This window comes from Nocardia suismassiliense (assembly GCF_900269665.1).
Taxonomy (GTDB): Bacteria; Actinomycetota; Actinomycetes; order Mycobacteriales; family Mycobacteriaceae; genus Nocardia; species Nocardia suismassiliense.
In genome coordinates this window covers 6,705,854-6,729,496 of record NZ_LT985361.1, presented here as the reverse complement: position 1 = coordinate 6,729,496, position 23,643 = coordinate 6,705,854, and the positions used below count along the sequence as shown (strand labels likewise).

26 protein-coding genes are annotated in these 23,643 nt (G+C 67.8%); 15 read left to right on the top strand and 11 right to left on the bottom strand.

Going from position 1 to position 23,643, the window contains the following annotated elements; translation table 11 throughout:
• Positions 1 to 26: 26 nt before the first annotated feature.
• From DBO33_RS29860 to DBO33_RS29845, 4 genes are all read right to left on the bottom strand, one after another.
• Positions 27 to 521, bottom strand: coding sequence for an SRPBCC family protein (locus tag DBO33_RS29860; RefSeq protein WP_107658040.1), 495 nt, complete (start codon positions 519 to 521; stop codon positions 27 to 29).
• On the bottom strand, positions 518 to 880 hold the full coding sequence (locus DBO33_RS29855) for a metalloregulator ArsR/SmtB family transcription factor (RefSeq protein WP_107658039.1): 363 nt from the start codon (positions 878 to 880) through the stop codon (positions 518 to 520). The genes DBO33_RS29860 and DBO33_RS29855 overlap by 4 nt, the downstream gene beginning before the upstream one ends.
• A gap of 115 nt (positions 881 to 995) precedes the next feature.
• Entirely contained in the window at positions 996 to 1,202 is a 207-nt protein-coding gene (locus DBO33_RS29850) for a DUF5988 family protein (RefSeq protein ID WP_040736649.1), read from the bottom strand.
• Between the two features lie 73 nt (positions 1,203 to 1,275).
• Entirely contained in the window at positions 1,276 to 2,211 is a 936-nt protein-coding gene (locus tag DBO33_RS29845; protein ID WP_407670635.1) for an NADP-dependent oxidoreductase, read from the bottom strand.
• 82 nt (positions 2,212 to 2,293) lie between these two features.
• On the opposite strand from DBO33_RS29845, the gene DBO33_RS29840 reads away from it, so the two are divergent.
• From DBO33_RS29840 to ruvB, 5 genes are all read left to right on the top strand, one after another.
• On the top strand, positions 2,294 to 3,256 hold the full coding sequence (locus tag DBO33_RS29840; RefSeq protein ID WP_107658038.1) for a GlxA family transcriptional regulator: 963 nt from the start codon (positions 2,294 to 2,296) through the stop codon (positions 3,254 to 3,256).
• Between the two features lie 82 nt (positions 3,257 to 3,338).
• Positions 3,339 to 3,767 (top strand): acyl-CoA thioesterase, encoded by a 429-nt coding sequence (locus tag DBO33_RS29835; RefSeq protein WP_107658037.1) that lies wholly within the window; start codon positions 3,339 to 3,341, stop codon positions 3,765 to 3,767.
• 90 nt (positions 3,768 to 3,857) lie between these two features.
• On the top strand, positions 3,858 to 4,427 hold the full coding sequence (gene ruvC, locus DBO33_RS29830; protein WP_107658036.1) for a crossover junction endodeoxyribonuclease RuvC: 570 nt from the start codon (positions 3,858 to 3,860) through the stop codon (positions 4,425 to 4,427).
• A complete protein-coding gene (gene ruvA, locus DBO33_RS29825) occupies positions 4,424 to 5,026 on the top strand; it encodes a Holliday junction branch migration protein RuvA (protein ID WP_107658035.1) in 603 nt (200 codons plus the stop codon). Before ruvC ends, ruvA begins: the two co-directional genes overlap by 4 nt.
• A 6-nt stretch (positions 5,027 to 5,032) precedes the next feature.
• Complete coding sequence (gene ruvB, locus DBO33_RS29820) at positions 5,033 to 6,112, top strand: Holliday junction branch migration DNA helicase RuvB (protein ID WP_107658034.1); 1,080 nt, start codon at positions 5,033 to 5,035, stop codon at positions 6,110 to 6,112.
• A 38-nt stretch (positions 6,113 to 6,150) separates the two neighbouring features.
• Here ruvB and DBO33_RS44605 read toward each other — a convergent pair whose 3' ends face one another.
• Both DBO33_RS44605 and DBO33_RS29810 read right to left on the bottom strand, forming a co-directional pair.
• Positions 6,151 to 6,750 carry a DivIVA domain-containing protein gene (locus tag DBO33_RS44605; protein WP_107658033.1) on the bottom strand — a complete coding sequence of 200 codons (600 nt, stop codon included), beginning with the start codon at positions 6,748 to 6,750 and terminating at the stop codon, positions 6,151 to 6,153.
• A 149-nt stretch (positions 6,751 to 6,899) separates the two neighbouring features.
• The gene (locus DBO33_RS29810) at positions 6,900 to 7,565 is read right to left on the bottom strand and encodes a TetR/AcrR family transcriptional regulator (RefSeq protein WP_107658032.1); all 666 of its coding nucleotides are present in this window, start codon (positions 7,563 to 7,565) and stop codon (positions 6,900 to 6,902) included.
• Positions 7,566 to 7,601: 36 nt separating this feature from the next.
• Between DBO33_RS29810 and DBO33_RS29805 the strand changes: the two genes are divergently transcribed.
• Complete coding sequence (locus DBO33_RS29805) at positions 7,602 to 9,092, top strand: flavin-containing monooxygenase (RefSeq protein ID WP_107658031.1); 1,491 nt, start codon at positions 7,602 to 7,604, stop codon at positions 9,090 to 9,092.
• Positions 9,093 to 9,149: 57 nt separating this feature from the next.
• Here the strand turns inward: DBO33_RS29805 and DBO33_RS29800 are convergent, their stop codons facing one another.
• Positions 9,150 to 10,493: a hypothetical protein gene (locus DBO33_RS29800; RefSeq protein ID WP_234391117.1), complete on the bottom strand. Its 1,344-nt coding sequence runs from the start codon at positions 10,491 to 10,493 to the stop codon at positions 9,150 to 9,152.
• Positions 10,494 to 10,853: 360 nt separating this feature from the next.
• On the opposite strand from DBO33_RS29800, the gene yajC reads away from it, so the two are divergent.
• From yajC to DBO33_RS29775, 5 genes are all read left to right on the top strand, one after another.
• Positions 10,854 to 11,219: a preprotein translocase subunit YajC gene (yajC, locus tag DBO33_RS29795; protein WP_107658029.1), complete on the top strand. Its 366-nt coding sequence runs from the start codon at positions 10,854 to 10,856 to the stop codon at positions 11,217 to 11,219.
• A gap of 132 nt (positions 11,220 to 11,351) precedes the next feature.
• Positions 11,352 to 13,067 (top strand): protein translocase subunit SecD, encoded by a 1,716-nt coding sequence (gene secD / locus DBO33_RS29790; protein WP_107658028.1) that lies wholly within the window; start codon positions 11,352 to 11,354, stop codon positions 13,065 to 13,067.
• A gap of 7 nt (positions 13,068 to 13,074) precedes the next feature.
• Positions 13,075 to 14,298 (top strand): protein translocase subunit SecF, encoded by a 1,224-nt coding sequence (secF, locus tag DBO33_RS29785; protein WP_107658027.1) that lies wholly within the window; start codon positions 13,075 to 13,077, stop codon positions 14,296 to 14,298.
• Positions 14,299 to 14,314: 16 nt separating this feature from the next.
• On the top strand, positions 14,315 to 16,033 hold the full coding sequence (locus tag DBO33_RS29780) for an ABC transporter substrate-binding protein (protein ID WP_107658026.1): 1,719 nt from the start codon (positions 14,315 to 14,317) through the stop codon (positions 16,031 to 16,033).
• Between the two features lie 72 nt (positions 16,034 to 16,105).
• A complete protein-coding gene (locus DBO33_RS29775; RefSeq protein WP_107660695.1) occupies positions 16,106 to 16,678 on the top strand; it encodes an adenine phosphoribosyltransferase in 573 nt (190 codons plus the stop codon).
• 5 nt (positions 16,679 to 16,683) lie between these two features.
• Here the strand turns inward: DBO33_RS29775 and DBO33_RS29770 are convergent, their stop codons facing one another.
• Entirely contained in the window at positions 16,684 to 17,367 is a 684-nt protein-coding gene (locus DBO33_RS29770; protein WP_234391116.1) for a TetR/AcrR family transcriptional regulator, read from the bottom strand.
• 82 nt (positions 17,368 to 17,449) lie between these two features.
• Here DBO33_RS29770 and DBO33_RS29765 point away from each other — a divergent pair, with 82 nt between their 5' ends.
• The 3 genes from DBO33_RS29765 (at position 17,450) to DBO33_RS29755 (ending at position 21,506) form a co-directional block, all read left to right on the top strand.
• Entirely contained in the window at positions 17,450 to 18,877 is a 1,428-nt protein-coding gene (locus DBO33_RS29765; protein WP_159080595.1) for an MFS transporter, read from the top strand.
• 266 nt (positions 18,878 to 19,143) lie between these two features.
• Complete coding sequence (locus DBO33_RS29760) at positions 19,144 to 19,728, top strand: DUF4291 domain-containing protein (protein WP_107660694.1); 585 nt, start codon at positions 19,144 to 19,146, stop codon at positions 19,726 to 19,728.
• Positions 19,729 to 19,916: 188 nt separating this feature from the next.
• On the top strand, positions 19,917 to 21,506 hold the full coding sequence (locus tag DBO33_RS29755) for an ABC-F family ATP-binding cassette domain-containing protein (RefSeq protein WP_107658023.1): 1,590 nt from the start codon (positions 19,917 to 19,919) through the stop codon (positions 21,504 to 21,506).
• A 73-nt stretch (positions 21,507 to 21,579) separates the two neighbouring features.
• Here the strand turns inward: DBO33_RS29755 and DBO33_RS29750 are convergent, their stop codons facing one another.
• Positions 21,580 to 21,936: an MmcQ/YjbR family DNA-binding protein gene (locus DBO33_RS29750; protein ID WP_107658022.1), complete on the bottom strand. Its 357-nt coding sequence runs from the start codon at positions 21,934 to 21,936 to the stop codon at positions 21,580 to 21,582.
• Positions 21,937 to 21,945: 9 nt separating this feature from the next.
• Positions 21,946 to 22,395, bottom strand: coding sequence for a nuclear transport factor 2 family protein (locus DBO33_RS29745; protein WP_107658021.1), 450 nt, complete (start codon positions 22,393 to 22,395; stop codon positions 21,946 to 21,948).
• A 53-nt stretch (positions 22,396 to 22,448) separates the two neighbouring features.
• On the opposite strand from DBO33_RS29745, the gene DBO33_RS29740 reads away from it, so the two are divergent.
• Positions 22,449 to 22,949 (top strand): winged helix-turn-helix transcriptional regulator, encoded by a 501-nt coding sequence (locus DBO33_RS29740; RefSeq protein WP_199856796.1) that lies wholly within the window; start codon positions 22,449 to 22,451, stop codon positions 22,947 to 22,949.
• A 121-nt stretch (positions 22,950 to 23,070) separates the two neighbouring features.
• On the opposite strand, the gene DBO33_RS29735 is transcribed toward DBO33_RS29740, so the two are convergent.
• Positions 23,071 to 23,550 carry a YbaK/EbsC family protein gene (locus DBO33_RS29735; RefSeq protein WP_107658020.1) on the bottom strand — a complete coding sequence of 160 codons (480 nt, stop codon included), beginning with the start codon at positions 23,548 to 23,550 and terminating at the stop codon, positions 23,071 to 23,073.
• Positions 23,551 to 23,643: the final 93 nt, after the last annotated feature.

Genomic DNA, 23,643 nt, shown 5'->3' with positions numbered 1-23,643 from the left:
GACGGGCACCGTCCGGCAGCGCTGGACTAGTCCTCCAGGGCTTCGTAGTACTGCTTCATCGAGGGGTAGTAGTCCTCGAACTCGGGGCGGTCCGCATCCGCGCGGGCCGCCCCCAGTGCGTCCAGGTAATACTCCCAGCCGGGTCCGACCTCGCTGATCTTCGCCTCGGGATCCAGATGGTGGGTGAAGACCAGTTCCGTGACGCCGTCGGTCTCGGTGAGCTCCGCCTCCAGATGCCAAGTGCCGTAGTTGTCTTTGGTGATGATGCCCAGCCGCCGTGGCGGTTCGCACACCTCGATCGTGGCGTCGCACCAGGGCTGGCCTTCTTCCAAAGCCATCTGCACCTGAATTTGCCGACCGGGCCCGGCCTCGCCCTTCCATGGCCCGAACCACCGTGCGGTGCGGTCGGATTCGGTGACGCTGGCCCACACGTCCTCGATCGGCGCTCGATAGGTTCTGGTGAGGATCAGGTCGCGCTTGCCGTCGGTGCGGTCGAGGCGGCCGGTGGGTCGGGTTGTCATCCCGTGTTCTCCTTCGGGTGCTGGTCGGCCGGTGCGCTGCGGTGTTCGCGGCGCGTCCGGTAGACCTCGGTTTCCAATGCGTCGAGCCGCTGTTCCCAGGCGGCCGCGGTGTCGAAGCGCGCGATCCAATCGGCGATCTCGGTGAGTGGTGCCGAGTCGAGCACGTAGTAGCGCTGCCTGCCGATGAGTTCGTCGTGTACCAGTCCGCTTTCGCGCAGCACTCGCAGGTGTCTGCTCACCGCGGGCCTGCTGATATCGAACTCCGCCGCGATCTCACCCGCGGTGAGCCGGGTCCCGCGCAACATCGTCAGGATCTCCCGGCGTACCGGATCGGCGATCGCACTCGCCACTTCGTCCACCCGGAAAGCGTAACCACTTGGTTACGCTTTTGTCCATAGTCGGCTGCTTCCGGCTACCGCATCGGAAGGCGGCCGGTCGATGATCGACCGGCCGCGCTGGACGATTATTCGCGCGTCACTCCGCGAGTTCGGTCCGGCTGGACCACTCGTAGACGGGCAACCGGCCCTCCGGGGTGTCCTGCTCCTTGCGGGTCACCTTGAAGTGTTCGTAGCCACCCTTGAACGGGACTTTCAATTCGATCCCCGGCGGGGTGATCGGAACGATTCGCGCGGGCATGTCTTTCGGCCCGCCCTCGAGGACAGCCTTCACAACAGTGCTCATCATCGGATGGTAGAAGCGTGACGGTCCCGATTTCGTAGATTCACCGAAGCGCCGCGCGGAAAAATCTTCGGTCTCAGGGCAGCGTGACAACTAGTTTGCCGACGGTACGACCGGTGTCGCCCAAGGCATGCGCCTTCGCGGCCTCCGTCAGCGGGAAGGCGCCCGCGATCGTCGGCCGCAACGCGCCGGATTCGACGAGGCCGGCCAGCGCGCGCATGCCCGCGTGATCGTGCTCCACCAGCATGCGGATCGCGCGCACCCCCGACTCGCGTGCTGCCGTCCCGAGATCGACCGAACCGGCGGCGCGCAAGGTGACCAGCAGACCGCCCGGACGCAGGGTGCGCAAGGATCGCAGGCTGTTGTCGTCATCGATCGAATCCAGCACCACGTCCACGTCGCGGACCGCCTCGGCGACATCCGTTGTCCGGTAGTCGAGCACTTCGTCCGCGCCGAGGCTGCGCAGGAACTCGTGATTGGGTGCGCTGGCCGTGCCGATGACGTACGCGCCGCGGGCCTTGGCGATCTGCACAGCGAAATGTCCGACGCCGCCCGCGGCCGCGTGGATCAGCACGCGCTGTCCGGCTTCGAGTGCGGCGTTGTCTACCAGCGCCTGCCAGGCGGTGAGCGCGGCCAACGGGATCGCGGCGGCCTGGACGTGATCCAGTTTCGCGGGCTTGCGGGCGAAGGCGCGGGCCGGGCCGACGACGTACTCCGCCAGCGCGCCGTGGCCGTTCGGGTAGGGCAGCATGCCGAAGATCTCGTCGCCCGGCTCGAACAGCGTCACGCCGATGCCGGTCTCGGCGACGTCGCCGGACACGTCCCAGCCGAGGACGAACGGCGGTTCGGGCAGGAAGAGGTTCGCGACGGCGCGGTGCTTCCAGTCGGTGGGGTTGAGCCCGGCCGCGTGCACCCGGACCAGGATTTCGCCGGGGCCCGGAACCGGTCGGGGGAGTCGTACTTCGGTGAGGACCTCGGGGCCGCCGAGGGTGTGCTGGCTGATCGCGCGCATGGTTTCGGTCATGTCGTCGAGTCTGCTGCGCTGGAACGAGTCAGGAAATGGCACGATTGCCATTCTTCGATATGATCGTGCCATGACATCTTCCGTCCATCGCGTGGCGGTGCTGGCGTTGGACGGGGTCTATCCGTTCGAACTCGGCATCCCGAACCGGGTATTCGGCAGTGCCGGCGGCCGTTACGAGATCCGCACCTGCACCGTCGACGGCGGACCGGTGCGCACCAGCGCCGACTACTCGATCGCCGTCGCGCACGACAGCAGCATTCTCGACACCGCCGACACCGTGGTCCTGCCCGCCTGCGACATCGGGATGACCCTCGACGGCACCCTGCCGCAGCCGGTCCGGGACGCGCTCGCCCGAATCCGGCCCGGTGCCCGGCTCGTGGCGATCTGCGCAGGCTCGTTCGTCGCGGCGGCGGCCGGCCTGCTCGACGGCCGGCCGGCCACCACGCACTGGCGCCAGGCCGATCTCTTCCGGCGCACGTTTCCGCGGGTCCGGCTCGATCCCGATGTGCTGTACGTCGACGACGATGACGTGCTCACCTCCGCGGGCGCGGCGGCGGGCATCGACGTGTGCCTGCATCTCGTGCGCCGTGATCACGGCAGTGCGGTCGCCAACTCGGTGGCTCGGCGCTGCGTCGTGCCGCCGTGGCGCGACGGCGGGCAAGCGCAGTACATCGAGCAGCCCGTGCCGCCTGCCATGTCCGCGGGCACCGCCGCGGCCCGCCAGTGGGCCCTGGAAAACCTCCACTTGCCGCTCACCGTGGACGAATTCGCCCTGCGCGCCCAGATGAGCAAGCGCACGTTCGCACGCCGCTTCAGCGAGGAGGTCGGTATGAGCCCGGGCCGCTGGTTGATCCAGCAGCGACTGTTCCGTGCCCGCCACCTGCTCGAATCGACCGATATGACGGTCGACCGCATCGCCGGTGAAGTCGGCTTCGCCACCGGCACCTCGCTGCGCCAGCATCTGCACGAGGCGATCGGCGTTTCCCCGCAGGCCTACCGCCGCACCTTTGCCCAAACCCTCGCCCCGGCCTGACGCCGGACCGACGCGCGATCCGCATCCGTGGCTCGTAATCGCACGGCGAAAGTTGTCGGTGGGCGCTGGCATAGTCGGCGTCGTGTCGTTCAGTACTCGCATCGAAGTCCGGATTTCCGATCTCGATCCGCAGCTCCATGTCACCGGCGCGGCCTATCACCAGTTCGCCGACCACTCGCGTTTCGCCTGTGTCCAGGCGGCGGGGATCTCGGTCGACGAGCTGATCGCGGACGGATTCGGGCCGGTGAATCTGGAAACCACGATCAAGTTCCATCGCGAGCTGCGCGGCGGTGACGCGGTCGACGTGTCCTGCGTGTGGTTGTGGGGGACCGGCAAGACCTACCGTGTCGAACAGATTTTGACCCGCGCGGACGGCGAGGTGGCGGCCACGGTGATCAATGTCAGTGGGCTGCTGGACCTTCGAGCGCGCCGACTCGTCAACGATCCGGCGCGCGAATGGGCGGCTCGCGCGACCAAACCGGAACTGCTCGGGTTCCCGGTAGCGTCCTGAGCCAGGCTGCACCCCGTGTCGCTGGACCGCGAAAGACCCTGCCTCCGCTAGACTCTCGAACAGTTGTTCGTGTCTGCGAGAGGGGTTTTCGTGCGGGTGATGGGCGTCGACCCCGGGCTCACCCGGTGCGGCCTCAGCATGGTCGAGGGCGGCATCGGTCGTAAGGTGACCGCGATCGCCGTCGACGTGGTCCGCACCCCGCCCGACATGGACCTCGCCCAGCGACTACTCCAGGTCTCCGACGCCGCCGAACTCTGGATGGACACCCACCAACCGGCGGCCGTCGCCATCGAACGCGTCTTCGCCCAGCACAATGTGCGGACCGCGATGGGCACCGCGCAGGCCGGTGGCGTGATCGCGCTCGCGGCCGCGCGCCGCGGCATCCCGGTCGCCTTCCACACGCCCAGCGAGGTGAAGGCCTCGGTCACCGGCAACGGCACCGCGGACAAGGCCCAGGTCACCGCGATGGTCACCCGGATCCTCGGTTTGCAGGTCGCGCCCAAACCCGCCGACGCGGCGGATGCGCTCGCGCTGGCCATCTGCCATTGTTGGCGGGCGCCGCTGATCGAGCGCATGGCCAAGGCCGAAGCCCAAGCGGCCGAGGCGCAACGCAAGTACGCCGAACGGCTTGCCGAACAACGGAAGGCGGTACAGAGGTGATCGCGTCGGTACGCGGTGAGGTGCTGGAGATCGCCCTCGACCACACGGTGATCGAGGCGGCGGGCATCGGTTACCGGCTCAACGTGACCCCCGCGACGCTGTCCACGCTGACCCGCGGCGAGGAAACCCGGCTGTACACCGCGATGATCGTGCGCGAGGACTCGATGACGCTGTACGGTTTCGCCGACACCGAGGCGCGCGACCTGTTCGGTCTGCTGCAAACGGTGTCCGGCGTCGGCCCCCGCCTCGCCATGGCGGTCCTCGCGGTGCTCGAGCCCGAGGCGCTGCGCAAGGCGCTCGCCGAGAGCAATGTCGCCGCGCTCACCCGGGTGCCCGGCATCGGCAAACGTGGCGCCGAGCGCATGGTGGTCGAGCTGCGCGACAAGGTGAATCTCGTTCCGGTGCAATCCGGTCCGCCCGGCACGCCCACCCCGGTCATCACGCCGGTGCGCGAGCAGGTGGTGGAGGCGCTCACCGGCCTCGGTTTCCCGGCCAAGCAGGCCGAGCAGGCCATCGACGCGGTGCTCGCCGAACAGCCCGCCGCCGACACCTCGGTAGGATTGCGAGCCGCCCTCAACCTGCTCGGCAAGAATCGGTAATACCGCATGGATTACGAAGAATCAGACGAATCCCAGGTCACGCCGAGCTATTTGAAGTCCGACGGCGAGATCGAGGCCAGCCTGCGCCCGAAGTCGCTCGACGACTTCATCGGCCAGCCGCGCGTCCGCGAACAGCTCGCGCTGGTGCTGCGCGGCGCCAAACAGCGCGGCGGCACCCCGGATCACGTGCTGCTGTCCGGCCCGCCCGGCCTGGGCAAGACCAGCATGGCGATGATCATCGCCGGCGAGCTCGGCACCGCGTTGCGCATCACCTCCGGTCCCGCGCTGGAACGGGCCGGTGATCTCGCGGCCATGCTCAGCAACCTGGTCGACGGCGACGTGCTGTTCATCGACGAGATCCACCGAATCGCCCGCCCCGCCGAGGAAATGCTCTACCTGGCGATGGAGGACTTCCGCGTCGACGTGGTCGTCGGCAAAGGCCCGGGCGCCACCTCGATCCCGCTCGATATTGCCCCGTTCACCCTGGTCGGAGCCACCACCCGGTCCGGTGCGCTGACCGGCCCGCTGCGTGACCGTTTCGGTTTCACCGGGCACATGGACTTCTACGACCCCGACGAGCTGCTGCTCATCCTGCTGCGTTCGGCGCAGATCCTCGGCGTGCAGATCGATCGCGAGGCCGCCGCGGAGATCGCGGGCCGGTCCCGTGGCACGCCACGCATCGCGAACCGGCTGCTGCGTCGCGTCCGCGATTACGCGGAGGTCCGCGCCGACGGGGTGATCACCTTGCCCATCGCGCGGGCGGCGCTCGAGGTGTACGACGTCGACGTGCTCGGTCTGGATCGCCTCGACCGTGCCGTACTCGCCGCGCTGGTACGAAGTTTCGGCGGCGGTCCGGTCGGTGTATCCACCCTCGCGGTAGCCGTGGGGGAGGAGGCCGCCACCGTCGAGGAGGTGTGCGAGCCGTTCCTCGTGCGCGCCGGAATGGTCGCCCGCACCCCGCGTGGGCGCGTGGCTACCGCCGCCGCCTGGGAACACCTCGGTCTCGTGCCGCCACCCGACCTGGTCTTCGGCTCCATCGAAGTTCGCGGGCGCGATCCGCAGCCCACCCTGGACTTGTTCGAATAACGTCGCGCGACAAGCCGCCTCGTGAAGGTAGGCCGAACCTAGTCGCCGACGTCCCGGTGCAACGTCCACCGATGATGCTGATGCTCGGCACGCTCGAGCGCTGTCACCACCAGATCCAGGAACGCGTCCACTTCTTCGCGCGAGTATCCGCGCGTGCCCAGCCGCGCCTCGGTGAACCGCACCGAGCGCACATCGGCGACGGTCAGACTGCCCGGCCCGCCGTGCGCGAGGGTGGCCGCGACCAGATCGAGGAACGCGTCGACCTCTTCGTCGTGGTATCCGCGCCGCCCGACCGGCGAGGGGGTGAACCGCATCCGCTGCACATCGTCCGGAGTGAGCATCGACTGCCCGTTCCCGGCCGGTGCGGGCCGCACCCCGCGCTGCCGGTTCTCCAACTCGACGCGCACCCGATCCAAATATTCGTCGACCTGGTCGGCGCGATATCCGCGCCCGCCGGGCCGCGGTGCGTCGAAGGTGACGTGCCGTAGATCGTCGGCGGCGAGCGCACCCCGCCCGGCCATGGTCGCGGCGACGAGGTCGAGGAAGGCGTCCACTTCGTCCGCGTGGTAGCCACGCTGCCCGAATGGTGGTGTCGCGAAACTGATCCGGCTCACATCCTCGGGGGTCACGGGCGACATTCTGTCAGGCCCGGTACGCCGGTCCGTGGGAATGTGGATTTTTCGTACTCCCTGGTCTCTTGCGACCACGAGCGCCCCCTGGCGGACAGCGTCGGAACAGTTCCCACACCTTAACGCCGCGAACGCCGTCAGGGGGCTTATCGATTTGCTCAGTCCTTGCGGACACCGTCGATCAGCAGCCGCCGGATGGCCTCGTTGAGGCCTTGGATGGAGCTTTTGTCGGTGTCGCGAAGGCCGTGCATGATGCCGGCCAGCAGCATGCCGGTGACCGCCCGCGCGGTGTTGACCGTGTCCAGATCCGCTCGTAGATAACCGTGTTCGACGCCGTGCTCCAGGTAGCCGGCGGTCAGCGCGTCGGCCATGTCGAGCAGGCCGTAGAGGCGCGCGGTCAGCTCGTCGTCGATGCCGGGCGCGTGCACGAGCAGCAACTGCGCGACCCGGCGGTCGTCCATCAGGATGTGCGTGAGCGCCTGGCCGATCCGATCGGTCTGCGCGCGGTATTCGTCCAGCGTGGTGGCGGCGTCGGGGGCGTTCTCGGTGCCGAGGGTGTCGATGATCTTGGCGGACAGGTCATCGATGACGTGGTCGATGATGTCGCGCTTGTTGCTGAAGTACCGGTAGAAGGTGCCGTGCCCGATGCCGAGATGACCGGCGATATCGGCGATCCCGGTGCCGTGATAGCCCTTCTCCGCGAAGCAGACGAACGCGGTGTCGATGATCTCTTGCCGGAGCTCGGCTTTACGTCGCTCGGCACGCGTCAATGGCTTCGTCACGACCCCGATGATACAGTCGTCACAAACGGAATGATGTGTCATTCTGTGATAAACGGTTCACATACTTGGAGGTTCGGAGTGGCGCCTCAGTACGACGCGGTCGTGGTCGGAGCGGGATTCGGTGGCATGGGGGCGGGCATCGAGCTCGATCGGCTCGGCCTGAGCAACTACGTCATCCTCGATCGCGAGGACGACCTGGGCGGCACCTGGCACGTCAACCATTACCCCGGCCTCGCGGTCGACATCGCCTCGGTGACCTACTCGTACTCCTTCGAGCCGAACCCGTACTGGACGCGGCTGTTCGCGCCGGGCGCGGAGCTGAAGAAGTACGCGAAACACGTCGCCGACAAGTACGGCCTGCGCCGGCGGATGCGCTTCGGCACGGTGGTCGACGGTGCGCGCTGGGACGAAGAGCACCAGCACTGGGTGGTCTCGATCGCGGGCGGTGAAACCCTCACGGGCCGTTACCTGCTCACTGCGACGGGCTTCCTGTCCCAGCCCTACACCCCGCCGTTCCCCGGCATCGACTCGTTCCAGGGCAAGATCATCCACACCACCGCGTGGGAGGACGATTTCGACCTCACCGGTCGCAAGGCGGCGATCATCGGGACCGGCGCCACCGCGGTGCAGCTGGTGCCCGAGGTGGCCAAGAAGGCGCAGGCGCTCACCGTCTTTCAGCGCACCCCGATCTGGGTGGTGCCGAAGATCGACGCGGCTATCCCCGCGCCGGTGCAGAAGCTGTTCGACCGGGTGCCCGTCACCCAGAAGGCCGCGCGGCTGTTCAACACCAGCCTGCTCGAGGCCCTCATGGTCGTCGGCGTTCTGCACTACACGCAGGCCAAGCCGTTGAACAAGGCCGCGGGCGTGCTCGCCAAGGCGCACCTGCGGGCCTCGGTGCGCGACAAGGAGACTCGCAAGCAGCTCACGCCGCACTACGACTTCGGCTGCAAGCGACCGACCTTCTCCAACACCTACTTCCGCACGTTCAACCAGCCGCACGTGCGCCTGGAGACCAACTCGATCGAGCGCGTCGAGCCCGACGGCATCGTCACCGCCGACGGCCACAAGACCGAGATCGATACGCTGATCCTGGCTACCGGTTTCAACCTGTGGGACGTGAACTTCCCGGCCATCGAGATCATCGGCCGCGACGGCGTCAACCTCGGAAAGTTCTGGCGGGACAACCGTTTCCAGGCCTACGAGGGCATCACCGTGCCGAAGTTCCCGAACTTCCTGAGCCTCAACAGCCCGTACTCCTACAGCGGCCTGTCGTACTTCACCACCATCGAGGCGCAGATGAAGCACATGGGGCGGCTCTTCGGCGAGCTGTTCCGCCGCGGCGAGCAGACCTTCGAGGTGACCGAGGCGGCCAACGCGGGCTTCCTGGACAAGGTCACCGACAAGCTCGGCACCTCCGTCTTCTACGGCGGCGACTGCTCGACCGCGCGCAGCTACTACTTCAACCCGCACGGCGAGGCCGCGCTGCTGCGCCCGACCAGCACCCTCGCCGCGCACCGTGAAGCGGTCAGCTTCCCGCTCGACGACTACGTGTACGGCAAGTCCGCCTGAGTCGAGGTACGAGGTAACGCAAGCCCCGCCGGACCCACACCGGCGGGGCGCACCGCGCTATTTCGCGATCTTACGAAGCACCCACTCCGCCAGCGTCGGAGTTACCGCCGAGTGCTCGGTATTTATTGCGTTGCAACAGAACTCGGTGAGCATGGTGTGCTCGGCCGTCACCTTGCGCAGATCCTGGTCCAGCTCGACCTCCCAGGTCATCGGGTCGAAGTCCAGCGCGACCGCGCTGACCGACGGGACGAAGCAACTCCAGCGTTTCATCTCCTCCAGCTCGACCCCCAGGGTCGTGGCGACCTGGCCGAACGAATCGAGCATGCCACCGGGCGCACCGTCGAACGGCGCGACCGCGGTGGTCGTCGAGGTGCGGGAGGTCAGGCCGAGATGCATGCCGCCGACCGGCTGCTGCTCGCCGAAGGCAGGCTGGTAGCGCGCGGTGGCGCTGCCGACGATGCCGCCGAGGAACTTCTTGTCGAACACCACCTCGCCGGGCTGTAGCGCGGGACCTTGCCCGTCCCCGCGGCCGTTCGCCACGCCGAGTCGCACCGGCCGTTGCGGGAAGCCGCCGAGTTCGGCCAGCTCCTGGACGAATTGGGCGCGCAGCGGCGACGCGGTGGCGACCGGCCCCGAATACCGCGCGTCCTCGACCCACGCCCACAGCAACTGCTGGGCCGCCGGGCTGCGGATCAGGCTCGCCTTGCTCGCCTTACCCGGCGTGAGCGCCTCGAAGAACTCGAAGAAGTAGGCCATCTGCTGCAGGATCAGCGGGATCCACGCCCCGTTGTGCGGCGAGTCCCAGGACAGATAGGTCTCGGTCTGATGGTCCTCGTCGTCGCGTTCCATGGCGGCGAGCGCGTAGCGGGTGACCAGGCCACCCATGCTCACCCCGCCGGTGATCAGCGGATTGTTGCCCTGCCGCTCGGCGATGACCTTGCCGATGCATGCCCGTGCGACACCCGCGTTGACCTGGAGGTAGTCGTGGCGGATGTCGAAGCCGAGCAGCACGATGTCGATACCCGAGGCGAGCAGCTGGTCGAACAGTCGCTCACCCGCGTCGGAGTAGGGCTCGTTGAACCATTGCCACAGTGCGTCGAGATCGCTGGGGCCGTAACTGAAGCCGTCGGCGAAGATCATCGGGTTGACCAGCCGGTCGTGCCCGTTCGCCAGATGGACCGATGCGGTGCCCTTACCGTATTTCCCCAGGTACGGATGCTGGGACACGAGCGGCCACTCGTAGTCCGGCGGGCGCGGAGACTCCGCGGATCTGATGGTCGGGGTGCCGAACCACGGTCCCGATTCGGCGATCCGCGCCAGGTCGTACAGTTCGGGCGCGGACAGATCCCCTGTCGCCTTCTGTAATAGCGTTTTGACGTCGATTCTGGCTTCCTGAGCCATCATCTTCCCCTTTGTGAACGCACAGGACGTCCCGGGACACGGCTCGACGATCGATGAGTTCGTGCGTAGATCAGGCTCCCCGGCCACGCCGTCGGGACGTCCTGCGCTGATGAATTCCCTGCGATTTCTACTGTATGCCAACGTAATTCGCTGCGGATACGTTTCCGGGCGGAGAATTTACGGGCAAACCGACCGGGCTCTTCGCACTCCGGTGGCCGCGTCGAATTCCGGGTGCGATATGGCCGATCCGCGCAGCCGTGCTCCCCAGCAGGTGTGCCGGTGTGGCGGCGGAGACATGAACTGGCAGACTGTCTGGATACATACCCATCCCACCCACAAGACTAGGGACTGACTTCGACGATGGAACTTCTGTTTCCGCTGCTGCTGGTAGCCCTGCTCGTGCCGATGTTCCTCGGTGTCCGCCGCCAGAAGCGGGAAGCCGCCAAGGTCACGGAGATGCAGGACAGCCTCAAGGCCGGCGACCAGGTCATCACCACGTCGGGGCTGTACGGCACCGTCGTCGATCTCGACGACACCACGGTCGATCTCGAGATCGCCGAGGAGGTCGTGACGACGTGGCTGCGCGCGGCCATCCGCGAGGTGCGCGTCGAGACCGAGACCGAGGCCGTCACCGACGCGATCGACACCGACTCGACCGGTGCGACCGCGGTCGACGCGATCGAGGAATCCCCCGAGCAGACCCAGACCCGGCTGACCAAGGACTGATCGCCGGTTCGGTGCTTGCGACGGCCCGCCGACCGGCGGGCCGTCGTTCACGCCATTACTGCCCGCACCCGGCGACGCTGGGGTGTGCTTGCCTGTTCCACTCTCGACTTCCCGCCTAGGAGATGACGTACTGTGCCACCTTCCCAGGGATCGGCGCATCCGCTCCGGCTGCTCGGTGTCTACGCCGCGCTGCTGGCCGTGATCTATGCGCTGGTGTTCTTCACCGGTGACAAATCCTCGACACCACGGCTCGGCATCGACCTCCAGGGTGGTACCCGGGTCACGCTGACCGCTCGCACCCCGGACGGCGGCAAGCCGAACCAAGACAGCCTGAAGAAGGCGCAGGAGATCATCGAGAACCGGGTCAACGGTCTCGGTGTCGCCGGGTCCGAGGTCGTCATCGACGGCGACAACCTGGTGATCACGGTGCCGGGTGACGACGGGGCGCAGGCGCGCGCACTGGCGACCACCGCCAAGCTGTACATCCGTCCGGTGCTCAACGCCGTGCCCGCGGCGCAGCGCGGCCAGGCGCCGCCGGCCGCACCGGCCCCCGGTGAGGCGCCACCGCCTGCCGCGGGTGAGGCACCGGCGCCCGCGCCTGCCGACTCGGCGCCGTCCGTCGGCGCACCGGCCTCGGGTGAGGTCCCCGCTCCGCAGCCGGAGCCGGCCCCGCAGCAGCGTGTGTTCCCGGCCCAGGCACCGACACAACCGCCCGCCGATCCGAATCTGACGCCGCAGGAACTGGCGGTCAAGGAGATTCAGGACGCCAAGGCGGTCCGGCAGAGCTCCGACCCGAACATCGCGCAGGCCGCGATGGCCGCCCTGGATTGCAGCAAGCCGGATCCGTTGCAGGGCAACGACGATCCGAACCTGCCGCTGGTCGCCTGCTCCACCGACGGCCAGGAGATCCTGCTGCTCGACAAGAGCCGCATCGACGGCCAGGAGATCAAGAGCGCCACCTCGGGCATGAACACCCAGCAGGCGCGGCACGAGGTGTACCTGGAGTTCAAGTCCGCGGGTAGCGACGCCTGGTCCCAGCTCACCGGCGAGTACGTCAACAAGCGGGTCGCCTTCGTGCTCGACACCAAGGTGGTCAGCGCGCCGGTCGTGCAGCAGGGCCCGCAGCAGGGCGGCCGCACCCAGATCTCCGGTAACTTCACCGCCGCGTCCGCCAAGGAACTGGCGAACACCCTGAAGTACGGTTCGCTGCCGCTGTCGTTCCAGACCTCGGAGGCCGAGACGGTGTCGGCGACGCTGGGGCTGTCCTCGCTGAAGGCGGGCCTGCTCGCCGGTGCGATCGGCTTGGCCGTGGTGTTGCTCTACTGCCTCGCCTACTACCGAATGCTCGGGTTCGTCACCGGATTGTCGCTGGTGGCTTCGGGTCTCGCGGTCTACGGCATCATGGTGCTGCTCGGCAGATGGATCGGGTTCACCCTCGACCTGGCCGGTATCGCCGGTCTGATCATCGGTATCGGTATGACCGCCGACTCGTTCGTGGTGTTCTTCGAACGCATCAAGGACGAGATGCGCGAGGGCCGCAGCTTCCGTTCCGCCGCGCCACGCGGCTGGCAGCGGGCCCGCCGGACCATTCTGTCCGGCAACGCGGTCAGCTTCATCGCCGCCGCGGTGCTCTACATCCTCGCGGTCGGGCAGGTGAAGGGCTTCGCGTTCACCCTCGGCCTCACCACCATCCTCGACGTCGTCGTGGTGTTCCTGATGACCTCGCCGCTGGTATTGCTCGCCTCGCGCACGAACTTCTGGGCGAAACCGTCGGTGAACGGCCTCGGTGCGGTCCAGCAGATCGCGCGCGAGCGGAAGGCGGCCCAGGCCGCACTCGGGAAGGCGTGAAAACGAGATGACCAATCACACGAGCACCTCGCGCCCCGAGAACCCGGCCGAGACCACGGACGTGTTCACCGCGGTGTCCGAGCAGCCCAAGCACGGTTTCTTCAACCGGCTCTACACCGGCACCGGCGCCATCGACGTCATCGGCAAGCGCCGGATGTGGTACCTGATCCCCGCCGCGATCATCCTGATCTCGTTGGGCAGCATCATTTTCCGTGGCTTCAACTTCGGCATCGACTTCGAGGGCGGCTCGCGCATCCAGTTCCCCGCCGCGGGTGCGAGCACCAGTGAGGTCGAGAACGTCTACCGGTCCGCGATCGGCACCGATCCCGTCTCGGTGCAGACCGTCGGCAGCGGCGGCAACGCCACCATCCTGATCCGCTCCGAGGCGCTGGACAAGGACCAGGTGGACAAGCTGAACAACGCGTTGTTCACCGAGTTCCAGCCCAAGGGCAAGGACGGTAACCCCAGCCGGGCCGCGATCAGCGCCTCGGACGTCAGCGAGACCTGGGGTAGCCAGATCACCCGCAAGGCGCTCATCGCGCTGGCGGTGTTCCTGGTGCTGGTCGTCATCTACATCGCCATCCGGTTCGAAACGCACATGGCGATCGCCGCGCTGGCCGCGCTGATCTTCGACGTCGCCGTCACGGCGGGTGTGTACTCGCTGGTCGGCTTCGAGGTGAGCCCGGCGACCGTGATCGGCATCCTGACCATCCTCGGCTTCTCGCTCTACGACTCGGTGGTCGTATTCGACAAGGTCGAGGAGAACACCAGGGGCATCCTGCATTTGAGCAGGCGCACCTACGGTGAGCAGGCCAACCTCGCGGTGAACCAGACCCTGATGCGGTCCATCAACACCGCGCTCATCGGCATCCTGCCGATCGTCGCGCTGATGGTCATCGCGGTCTGGATGCTCGGCGTCGGCACGCTCAAGGACCTCGCGCTGGTGCAGTTGGTCGGTCTGCTGGTCGGCACCTACTCCTCCATCTTCTTCGCGACACCGCTGCTGGTGTCGATCAAGGAACGCTGGGGTCCGGTCGCCAAGCACACCGACCGGGTCATGTCCCGCCGGGCCGGGGCCGCGAGCGCGCGGGCCGGTTACGAGGCGGAACGCCGGGCCACCGCCGCGACCGGCCGTGGTTACGACGACGAACCGCGCAGGCCGCGGGAACCGGGGCAGGCGCCCCGCCCGGGCGCGCGCCCGAGCGGGAAACGGCAGAAGCGGCGGCACTGACACAGACAGGGGTTTCATGCGCAAGCCACGCAGCCGAGCGGTACGTCTGATCGCGGTGGTGGCCGCGGGCACCCTGGCCGCCGGACTGGCGGCCGGGTGCTCGAGCAAGAACCAGGTGCCGTCCATTGCTTATGCCGTGGACGCCACCGTCGCCAGCTACAACGGCGGCAGCACCCTCGGTGCGAGCAGCGGCGCAAGCGCGGTGTTCGCCCGGGTGCTCACCGGGTTCTTCTACACCGGACCCGAGGGGCAGCAGGTCGCCGACACCGACTTCGGCACCGCCAAGGAGGTGCCCGGCGACGTCCAGACCATCCAGTACCGGCTCAACCCCGACGGTGTGTACTCCGACGGCGTACCCACCTCCTGTGACGACCTGGTGCTCGCCTGGGCGTCGCACAGCGGGCGATTCACCAAACCCGGTGACCGAGGGCCGATTCCGCTGTTCGACGCCGCGAGCACCGCGGGCTACGCCGACATCGAACGGGTGGACTGCCAGCCCGGCTCGCGCGACGCCACGGTGGTGTTCCGGCCGGATCGGCACTACTCGGCCTGGCGCAACCTGTTCACCGCGGGCGAGCTGGTGCCCGCGCATGTCGCGGCGCGGGTGGCGAACGTGCCGAATGTGGTGTCCGCCTTGCAATCCGCCGATCCGAGCGCGCTCGGGCGGATCGCCGAATTCTGGAACACCGGCTGGGCCTTCGGCAGCAATCTCGACCTGACGCGGTTCCCGTCGTCCGGGCCGTACCGGATCGAATCCTTCAGCGAGAAGGACGGTTTGGTACTGGTCGCCAACGAACGGTGGTGGGGTACCAAGCCGGAGACCGGTCGAATCCTGATCTGGCCCAAGAACGTCGACCTGAAATCCAAGGAGGGCGACAGCGCCCTCGGTGTCGTCGACATCGGTACCGGATCGATCAAAGACCTGAACCTGGAAGGGTTCCGGGTGCAGAACCTGCCCGGGCGGGGCGCCGAGCAGCTGGTGCTCTCGACCGGCGGGGTGTTCGGCTCGGTCGACATGCGCCGGGCATTCGCGCTGTGCGTGCCGCGCCAGGCGCTGTTCGACAAGCTCGGCAAAGTGCCGGACGCGCCCAAGAGCGGGCTCGGTTCCGGGCCGCTGAACGGGCATATCGTGCAGCAGGATTCGCTGTTCTATCCGTCGGTCACCGGTGCGGCAGGCAAGTTCGGCGGCGGCGACGTGCCCGCCTCGACGCAAGCCGTCGCCGCGTCGCGGACCAACAATCCGACCATCCGCATCGGCTATCTGCGTCCTGATGAACGTCGCGCGCAGACCGTGGCGATGATCACGGAAGCCTGCAAGCCGGCGGGTATCACCGTCGTCGACGCCGGGGCGGCCGATTTCGCCCCGTCCCAGCTCACCGAGGGCAAAGTCGACGCTGTCCTGGCCAGTACCGCCGCCGCGCCAGGCCCGGCCGGATCGCTGACCGGGGTCGCGGCCACCAGTGCGTTGCGCACCGGTAGCGGGCTCAATTTCGGGCGATTCGGTAACGGCCGCTACGATTCGATCACCGATCAGCTTGTGGCCGACGACAACTCGACCACACAGCTGAGGCTGCTGACCGATGCCGAGAACCTGCTGTGGGCGGAGCTGCCGAGCATTCCCTTGTTCGCCACCCCGCGCACGATCGCGTTCGGCGGTGGTCTGCAGAACGGGATCGCCGCGCCCAATCAGGCGGGGTCGGGTTGGAACATGGACCGCTGGGTGTTGAAGCGGTGACAGGTGCTGTGGGTGCGGGCCCGGGTATTCGCCCGTGCCCGCGCTCCTTGGTGTGATGATGGAGAGGTGTCGATGAGTAAGCACGCGGCGATCGAGTCCGAGGAGTTAGCCGCCGATCGGACCGGCCGGGCCGCGCACGCGGTCGAGCAGTTGACCCGCTGGCGCGACGACTTCCCCGCCCCCGGCATCCGTTTCGCCGACCTCACCCCCGTCTTCGCCGACGCCGAAGGCTTCCGCTCCGTCATCGACTGCCTCGCCGCCTGCGCCCCCGACGCTGACCTGGTCGCCGGCATCGACGCCCGCGGCTTCCTCACCGGCGCGGGCGTCGCCGCCAGCCTCGGCACCGGCGTGCTCGCCGTCCGCAAGGCAGGCAAACTCCCGCCGCCGGTCCTGCGCCGCGAATACCAGCTCGAATACGGCACCGCCGCTTTGGAGATCCCCGCCGACGGCGTCGACCTGCGCGGCCGCCGCATCCTGCTCCTCGACGACGTGCTCGCCACCGGCGGCACCCTCGCCGCCGCCGCCGACCTCTTCGCCCAAGCCGGCGCCGAAGTCATCGCCGCCGCGGTAGTCCTGGAACTGACCTTCCTCAACGGCCGCGACCACCAGGGGGCTTACCCCCTGACCTCCATCGTCCAGGTCTGACCGCCTCAGGCGGGGATTCCGGCGATCAATCCGTCGATGAAGTGGCCTACCGCTGACTCGGTGCGGTAGGCCTCGCGGATGGTGTTCCATTGGGGGAGCATTCGGACTGTGGTGGGGAATTCGGCCAGGACTTCGGGGGTGGCCTGGTCGGTCCAGCGGGGGCGGGGGTGGCCGGCGGTGGTGGCTTCGGTGCGTTCGTCGTCGGCGCGGCGCATCATGAGCTCGCCCAGGACGAAGCGCCAGACGGCGTTGTACATGTAACCGGCGTAGTCGTCGGTGGCGCCGAGTGCTGTTGCGGTGTCGACGAATTCGTCGAGGATCCACATGGCGGCTCGGCCGAACGATTCGCCGCTGACGAGAATGTCGGCGACCCAGGGCATGTCATGCAGGACGTCGATCAGATAGGTGATGATCGCGACGAGCCGGTCGCGGGAGGCGTCGGGTAGTTCCGGCCGGTCGAGCTGGTCGGCGCGGGCGCTCAGCACGGCGATCATCAGTGCCGCTTTGGTGGGGAAGTGGTGGTAGACGGCGGCCGTGCTCACGCCGAGCTCGTCGGCGAGTTTGCGCATGCTGAAGGCCTCGGCGCCGCCGCCGTCGAGTATTCGGGTGGTGGCGGCGACGACGTCTTCGCGCGGCACCCGGACCGGGCGGCCGCGGCGGCGGAGCGCGTTGCTTGTCACTCCTCTCATTGTCCGGATCAGACTCTCGACACCCAGGTAAGGCTGTGCTAACTATATTAAACACACGCGTTACTAAATTATGGAGGTTGTCGTGACCGAGCGAACCGGCGCGGGTAAGGGATGGACGCTCGGCGTCGTGTTCCTCGTGATGTTCCTTGTCTCCGTGGATCTTTCGATCGTCAACGTGGCGCTGCCCGCGATCGACGAGTCGCTGCACTTCGGTCCGTCCGGACTCAGCTGGGTGATCAACGCGTTCCTGCTGACCTTCGCCGGGCTGATGCTGCTCGGCGGCAGGCTGGCCGACCTCGTCGGCCGTCGCACACTGCTGCTCGCGAGCCTGGGCGTCTTCGCCCTGGCCAGCGCGTGGGGTGGCGCCGCACAGCACGGCTGGGAACTGCTGGCGGCGCGCGCGTTGCAGGGGGTCGGCGCTGCGGTGCTGGCGCCGATGACGTTGGCGCTGGCCACCTCCGAGTTCCCGGAGGGCCCCGAGCGCACGAAATCGATGTCGGTGTGGGGTGGGGCAGGCGCTGCGGGCGGCGCGGTGGGAGTGGTGCTCAGCGGTGTGCTGACCGATCATCTCGGCTGGCGGTCGGTGATGTGGGTCAACCTGCTGTTCGTCGCGGCGGCGGTGGTGGCGGTGCTGCGCGGCACCGACAACCGGGTGCCGCAACGCGGCGGCCGCCTCGATGTGCCCGGCGCGGTGCTGGTCACCTTCGGGGGGACGGCGTTGGTGTTCGCGGTGATCTCCACCGAGAGTCATGCGTGGGGTTCGGCGCGCGTGTTCGGCTGGGTTGCCGTGGGCGTGGTGGTGCTGGCCGGATTCGCCTGGGTGGAGACCAAGGCGGCGGATCCCCTGGTGCCGCTCGAATTTTTGCGCCGTCGCTCGCTGCTCGGCGCGACCGTCTTCGGATTCATGCTCACCTCCGCGCAGATCGCCAGTTTTTACTTCGTCGCCCAGCTCTTGCAGCGGGTGCTCGGTTACAGCCCAACACTCACCGGCGTGGCGATCCTGCCGTTCTGCGTCGGCATCGTGATCGGGCTGCGGCTGGCGATGGTGGCGACACCGCAGTGGGGTCCGCGCCCGGTGCTGCTGGTCGGCGGTCTGGTCGGCGCCGCCGGCCTGCTGTGGTTCGGTTTCGCCGATACTTCGACGACCTTCTTGACCGGGCTGCTGGGTCCGTCGCTGGTTGCGAGCATCGGGATCGGTGCGTCGGTGGTCGCGATGGGCACCGCCGCGGTGTCGGGGGTGCCGCCCGAGCAGACCGGGCTCGCCTCCGGCGTGCTCAACAGCGTGCGGCAGCTGGGCGGTTCGCTCGGGCTGGCAATCCTGGTGACGGTCGCCGCCAGTGTCATCGGAACCGACACCGGGCGAGCGACATTGGCCGACGGCTACACGACGTCCCTGCGCCTGGCCGCAGGTCTGCTTGCCGCGGGTGCCATCGTCGGCGCGTTGATCGTGCCCAAGACCAGCAAGGCCCCGGCTCCGGTTGAGACCACTGTGGCGGCGGGGCTGGAGTAGACGGCACGGGCTACCGCACGCATCGGTGCGGTAGCCCCGCCGGAATTGAGGTCTCGTCTCAGACGCCCTTAATGCCGATACTTTGGATAGCTGGACGTGTGAGCTGGAGGTGCGGCGATGGTTGCTGGCGCGCCGAACCTGCTCGCGCTGTCCGAGATGTGCGGCGCCCGCAGATCGGCGGGGCCTGCCGCACTGGGGACACCGCCGGCAGCGTTGGCGTGTCGCGGTCGGAATGTCAGGATCTGCCGGTGAGTGTTTCGCCGCCGATGCGGCAGGTCAGAGCTGACTATGATGCGGCGACCGTGGTTGTCTATCAAGCGTATTCCGCGGAGATCGCCGAAGCCGCCGTTGCCGCAGGAACTTTCGTCGCCCCGTTCAGCCGGGAGCGCATGACATGGATCAAGCCGTCGTTTCTGTGGATGATGTATCGGTGCGGCTGGGGGAGTAAGCCGGGCCAGGAGCGGGTGCTCGCCGTGACGATCACCCGCAGCGGGTTCGAGTGGGCACTGTGGCAGTCCTGCCTGAGTCACTATGTGCCGGACATGTATTCGGATCAGCGGGCGTGGATGGCCCGGCTGCGCACCAGTCCCGTTCGGGTGCAATGGGATCCGGAGCGCGACCTGCATCACCGGCCGCTCGCGCATCGGTCGCTGCAGGTCGGCCTCGGTGGCCCGGCGGTGGGGTTGTATGTCGACCGGTGGATCACCGGGATTCGGGACGTCACCCCGGAAGCGCGGCGGATCAAGGGGCTGGTGGCCGACGGGAAACTCGACGCGGCCGCCCGTGCGCTGCCGGTCGAGCGGCCCTATCCGCTGCCCTCCGAGATCGCCCGCGTGATCGGCGCCGGCTAGTCCTCGGGCGCGGAAAGTGCCGGTGCGCAGGTGTGATCCAAATATCACTGGCACACGTTGCGGAAGTGTGGTTAATCTAGACGAGTCTTATTGCCGTTGATCGGAGCCATGCCATTGATTTCATGAGGTAGCCACTCGGGCGGTCCGCAGTCGCGCGCCGCGTATTCTGAGCGACCTCTGGAGTCACCATGGCAAATCTGTCATTTTCCGATCTCACTTTCGCCTGGCCGGACGGCACCCCCGTGTTCGACGGACTCGACGGCGTGCTCGGCCCCGGGCATGTCGGCCTGGTCGGCAGCAACGGCGCGGGCAAGTCCACGCTGCTGCGGCTGATCGCCGGTGAGCTCACCCCCACCCGCGGTTCGATCTCGGTCACCGGTCACCTCGGCTACCTGCGACAGGACCTCGGTCTCGCCGCGGGCCAGCGGGTCGATGCGGTGCTCGGCATCGCCGAACTCCGGAAAGCGTTGCACCGCATCGAATCCGGCGGCGGCGCGGAGTCCGACTTCGACATCGTCGGCAACCACTGGGATGTCGAGGAACGGGCCATCGCGCTGCTCGGCCGGCTCGGACTGCACTACGTCGCCGACTCGTCCGCACAGCTGGATCGCCGACTGGAGACCCTCTCCGGCGGCGAGACGACGCTGCTCGGGCTGGTGGCCGAACTGCTGGCCGAGCCGGAGATCCTGCTGCTGGACGAGCCGACGAACAACCTGGATCAGCTTGCCCGCGAACGGCTTTACGAGGTGGTCGGCCAGTTCTCCGGCACCGTGCTCACGGTCAGTCACGACCGCGAGCTGCTGGAGCGGATGAGCACCATCGCCGAGCTGCGGCACGGCGACCTCCGGATGTTCGGCGGCAACTTCAGCGATTACGAGCGGATCATCGAGGCCGAGCAGCAGGCGGCTCGGGCCGCGGTCCGCGACGCGCGCAGCGATGTGCGCAAGCAGGCCCGCGAACTCGTCGAGACGCGGATCAAACTGGATCGCAGGCAGCGGTACGGGCAGAAGATGTGGGACACCAAGCGTGAACCGAAAATCATTATGGCCGAACGCAAACGGCAGGCGCAGGTGTCGGCGGGCAAGTTGCGCAACACCCACATCGACAAGCTGGAGACGGCCAAGGACCAACTCCAGCACGCACAGGAGTTGTTGCGTGACGATCGGGAGATCCGGGTGGATCTACCGGACACCCGGCTCTATCCCGGCCAGGACGTGATCGACCTGGACGAGGTGGAGTTGGCTTGCGGCCCAACGGTTTCGCTGCGGATCAGTGGACCGGAGCGGATCGCCTTGACCGGACGCAACGGCGTGGGCAAGACCACGCTGCTGCGCCGGATCGTGGCGGCCCGCCCGCAGGTGCCGTGGCGGATGCTGCCGCAACGCCTCGACATCTTCGACGAGCAGCGGTCGGTGTTCGAGAACGTGGCATCGACGGCGCCGCACGCGTCGCCGGAACAGATCCGAGCCCAGTTGGCCCGCTTCCTGTTTCGCGGCAGCGACGCCGATGTCGCCGCCTCGGCGCTGTCCGGTGGTGAACGACTGCGGGCTGCGCTGGCAATGCTGCTGCTGGCCGAACCTGCCCCGAAGTTGTTGCTGCTCGACGAGCCGACCAACAACCTCGACCTCCCCAGCCTCGAGCACCTCACCCAGGCGCTGGCCAGTTTCGAGGGGGCGCTGATCGTGGTCAGCCACGACCCGCGTTTTCTCGATGACATCGGGCTCACCAGGCGGGTGGAGCTCACCGCCGACGGGCTGGTGGAAACGCTGATCCGGTAGTGGAAAGCCGCACACCCCTTGATCTTTCGTGCATGTGATTCGATGTGCGTTGGGTCAGGGGGTGTGCGGCCACCTATCGGTCGAGTTCAGCTACCAGCTTTTTCGGGGCGACCTTGCGATAGGCGTCGTGGATGATCTCGCCGAATTCGCCCCAGTCCGGGTCGATGTCGAGCCGGACACCGATCCACCCGCTGGGCCCGACGTACGGCGGAACGAAGAAGCGCTCGGGTTCGGCGTCTACCAACTCGGCTTGCACCCCTTCGGGGGCGGGGCACCAGATGGTCGGGCCGGGCTCGTCGTAACCCCCGCCGATGTATTTGACGAACGAGGTCTTCTGGCGCACGAAGAAGGTGGGGCAGCCGTGGCTGAGCCGTTCGCTGCACTCCGGTAGGTCGAGACAGATCGCGCGGATCCGCGTCAACGGGTCCATGTGCGCAGTCTACGGCGCGGACGCTCCACGCATGGCGCGTCGCAGCACGCCCGGATGCTTGAGTAGCCCGGGTGCGAGCCACACGGCCAGCGCGGTGAGGCTGAGCCACGGGCGCAGGTGCGGCTTCAATGTGCGGATCCGGCCGTCGTCGGCGAGTTCGAGCACCAGCGCTTCGGTGAACCGGAAGGGGCCGAGGGCCGCTTCCGCCAGTAGTACGCGGTGCGCTCCGTCCCCGATCTGCTCGGTCCAGCGCAGGCCGGAGACGCCGCCATATGCAGCGGTCAGCAGGATGCGCAGATCATCCGCGCCGCGAAACACCAATCGTCCGGACAGCGGCGAGATCAGGGTGGCGTCGGGGGTCAGCGTCGCCTGCACCGCCTCGAAATCGCGGTCCTTCGTCGCCGCGCGGAACCTGTCCACCGCGTCTGTGGTCGTTGCTTCGTCCATCGCCGAGTCCATGACTCGAACCTAGGCGCAGTCACTTGCAAAAAGCAATGGACTAGGCTGAGGGTGTGCCCAAGGCTGCGCTGTCCGACATCGTCTGCTCGATCGCCCGCACCATCGACGCGATCGGCGAACGCTGGACGCCACTCATCCTGCGCGACCTGTTCGTCGGCGTGACCCGGTTCGAGGACATCCGCCGCGACCTCGGCATCGCGTCCAACGTGCTCGCCGCCCGCCTGACCGCGCTGCAAGCGCACGGCATCGTGGAAGCCCGTGCCTACCAGTCGAATCCGGTGCGGCACGAATATCTGCTCACCGACAAGGGCCGCGACCTGTACCCGGTGCTGACCATGCTCGTCGCCTGGGGCGACACCTGGCTGGCCGGACCCGAGGGGCCGCCCGCGCTGATCGTGCACGACGACTGCGGGAGGGTCACCGCGGGCGTGGTGGTGTGCCGGGAATGCGAAGCACCACTGACTGCGGACAATGTGCGATTCGCGCAGGGGCCCGGCGGATATCGAGGGCCGGGCACGATGCTCGTCGGCGACCACATGGAGCCATCCGCTTGACCGATCGGCCGAGTTCCCCTGCGTTGCTGGGTCTTACGTCTGCTCAGTGATGTGCGATCGGTTGAGCCGCTTCGTTCATCGACCGAGCGGCGTCCCGTGTGTCGACCGGGCCGATGTCCCCTCAGTTCACCGAGACGGCCTCGGCGCCGGTGGCCGCGCGCAACTCGTCGAAGGTGGTCGGGAAGACGGTGTGCGGGTGCCCGGCCGCAGCCCAGATCTCCGGCTGATCGGCCAGCGTCTCGTCGATCAACGTCCTGATCGGCGCCGGGTGGCCGAGCGGTGCGACGCCGCCGATGGCCTGGCCGGTGTGTACCCGGACGAACTCCGCGCTGGCCCGCGACAGTTTCCCGATCCCCAGGTGTGCGGCGATTTTGCCGGTGTCCACCCGGTGGGCACCGCTGGTGAGCACCAGCAGCGGCGCGCCTTCGGCGTCGAAGATAAGACTGTTGGCGATGGCGGCGACCGGGCAGCCGAGTTGTTCGGCCGCCGCGGCCGCGGTCGGCGCCGTCTCGGGGAGCACCCGTACCCGCGGGGTGACGCCGGCCGCGCGCAGGGCGGACTCGACGGCGAGCACGGTCGGCTTCCGGGCGATCTCATCCATGGCCGCGATCCTAAACCGCCGTCACCGCCCCGAGCCTTCGATTTTCGATGGCGCTCGAGCGCACCGACGACGAATCGCTCGGCGGAACGGCCG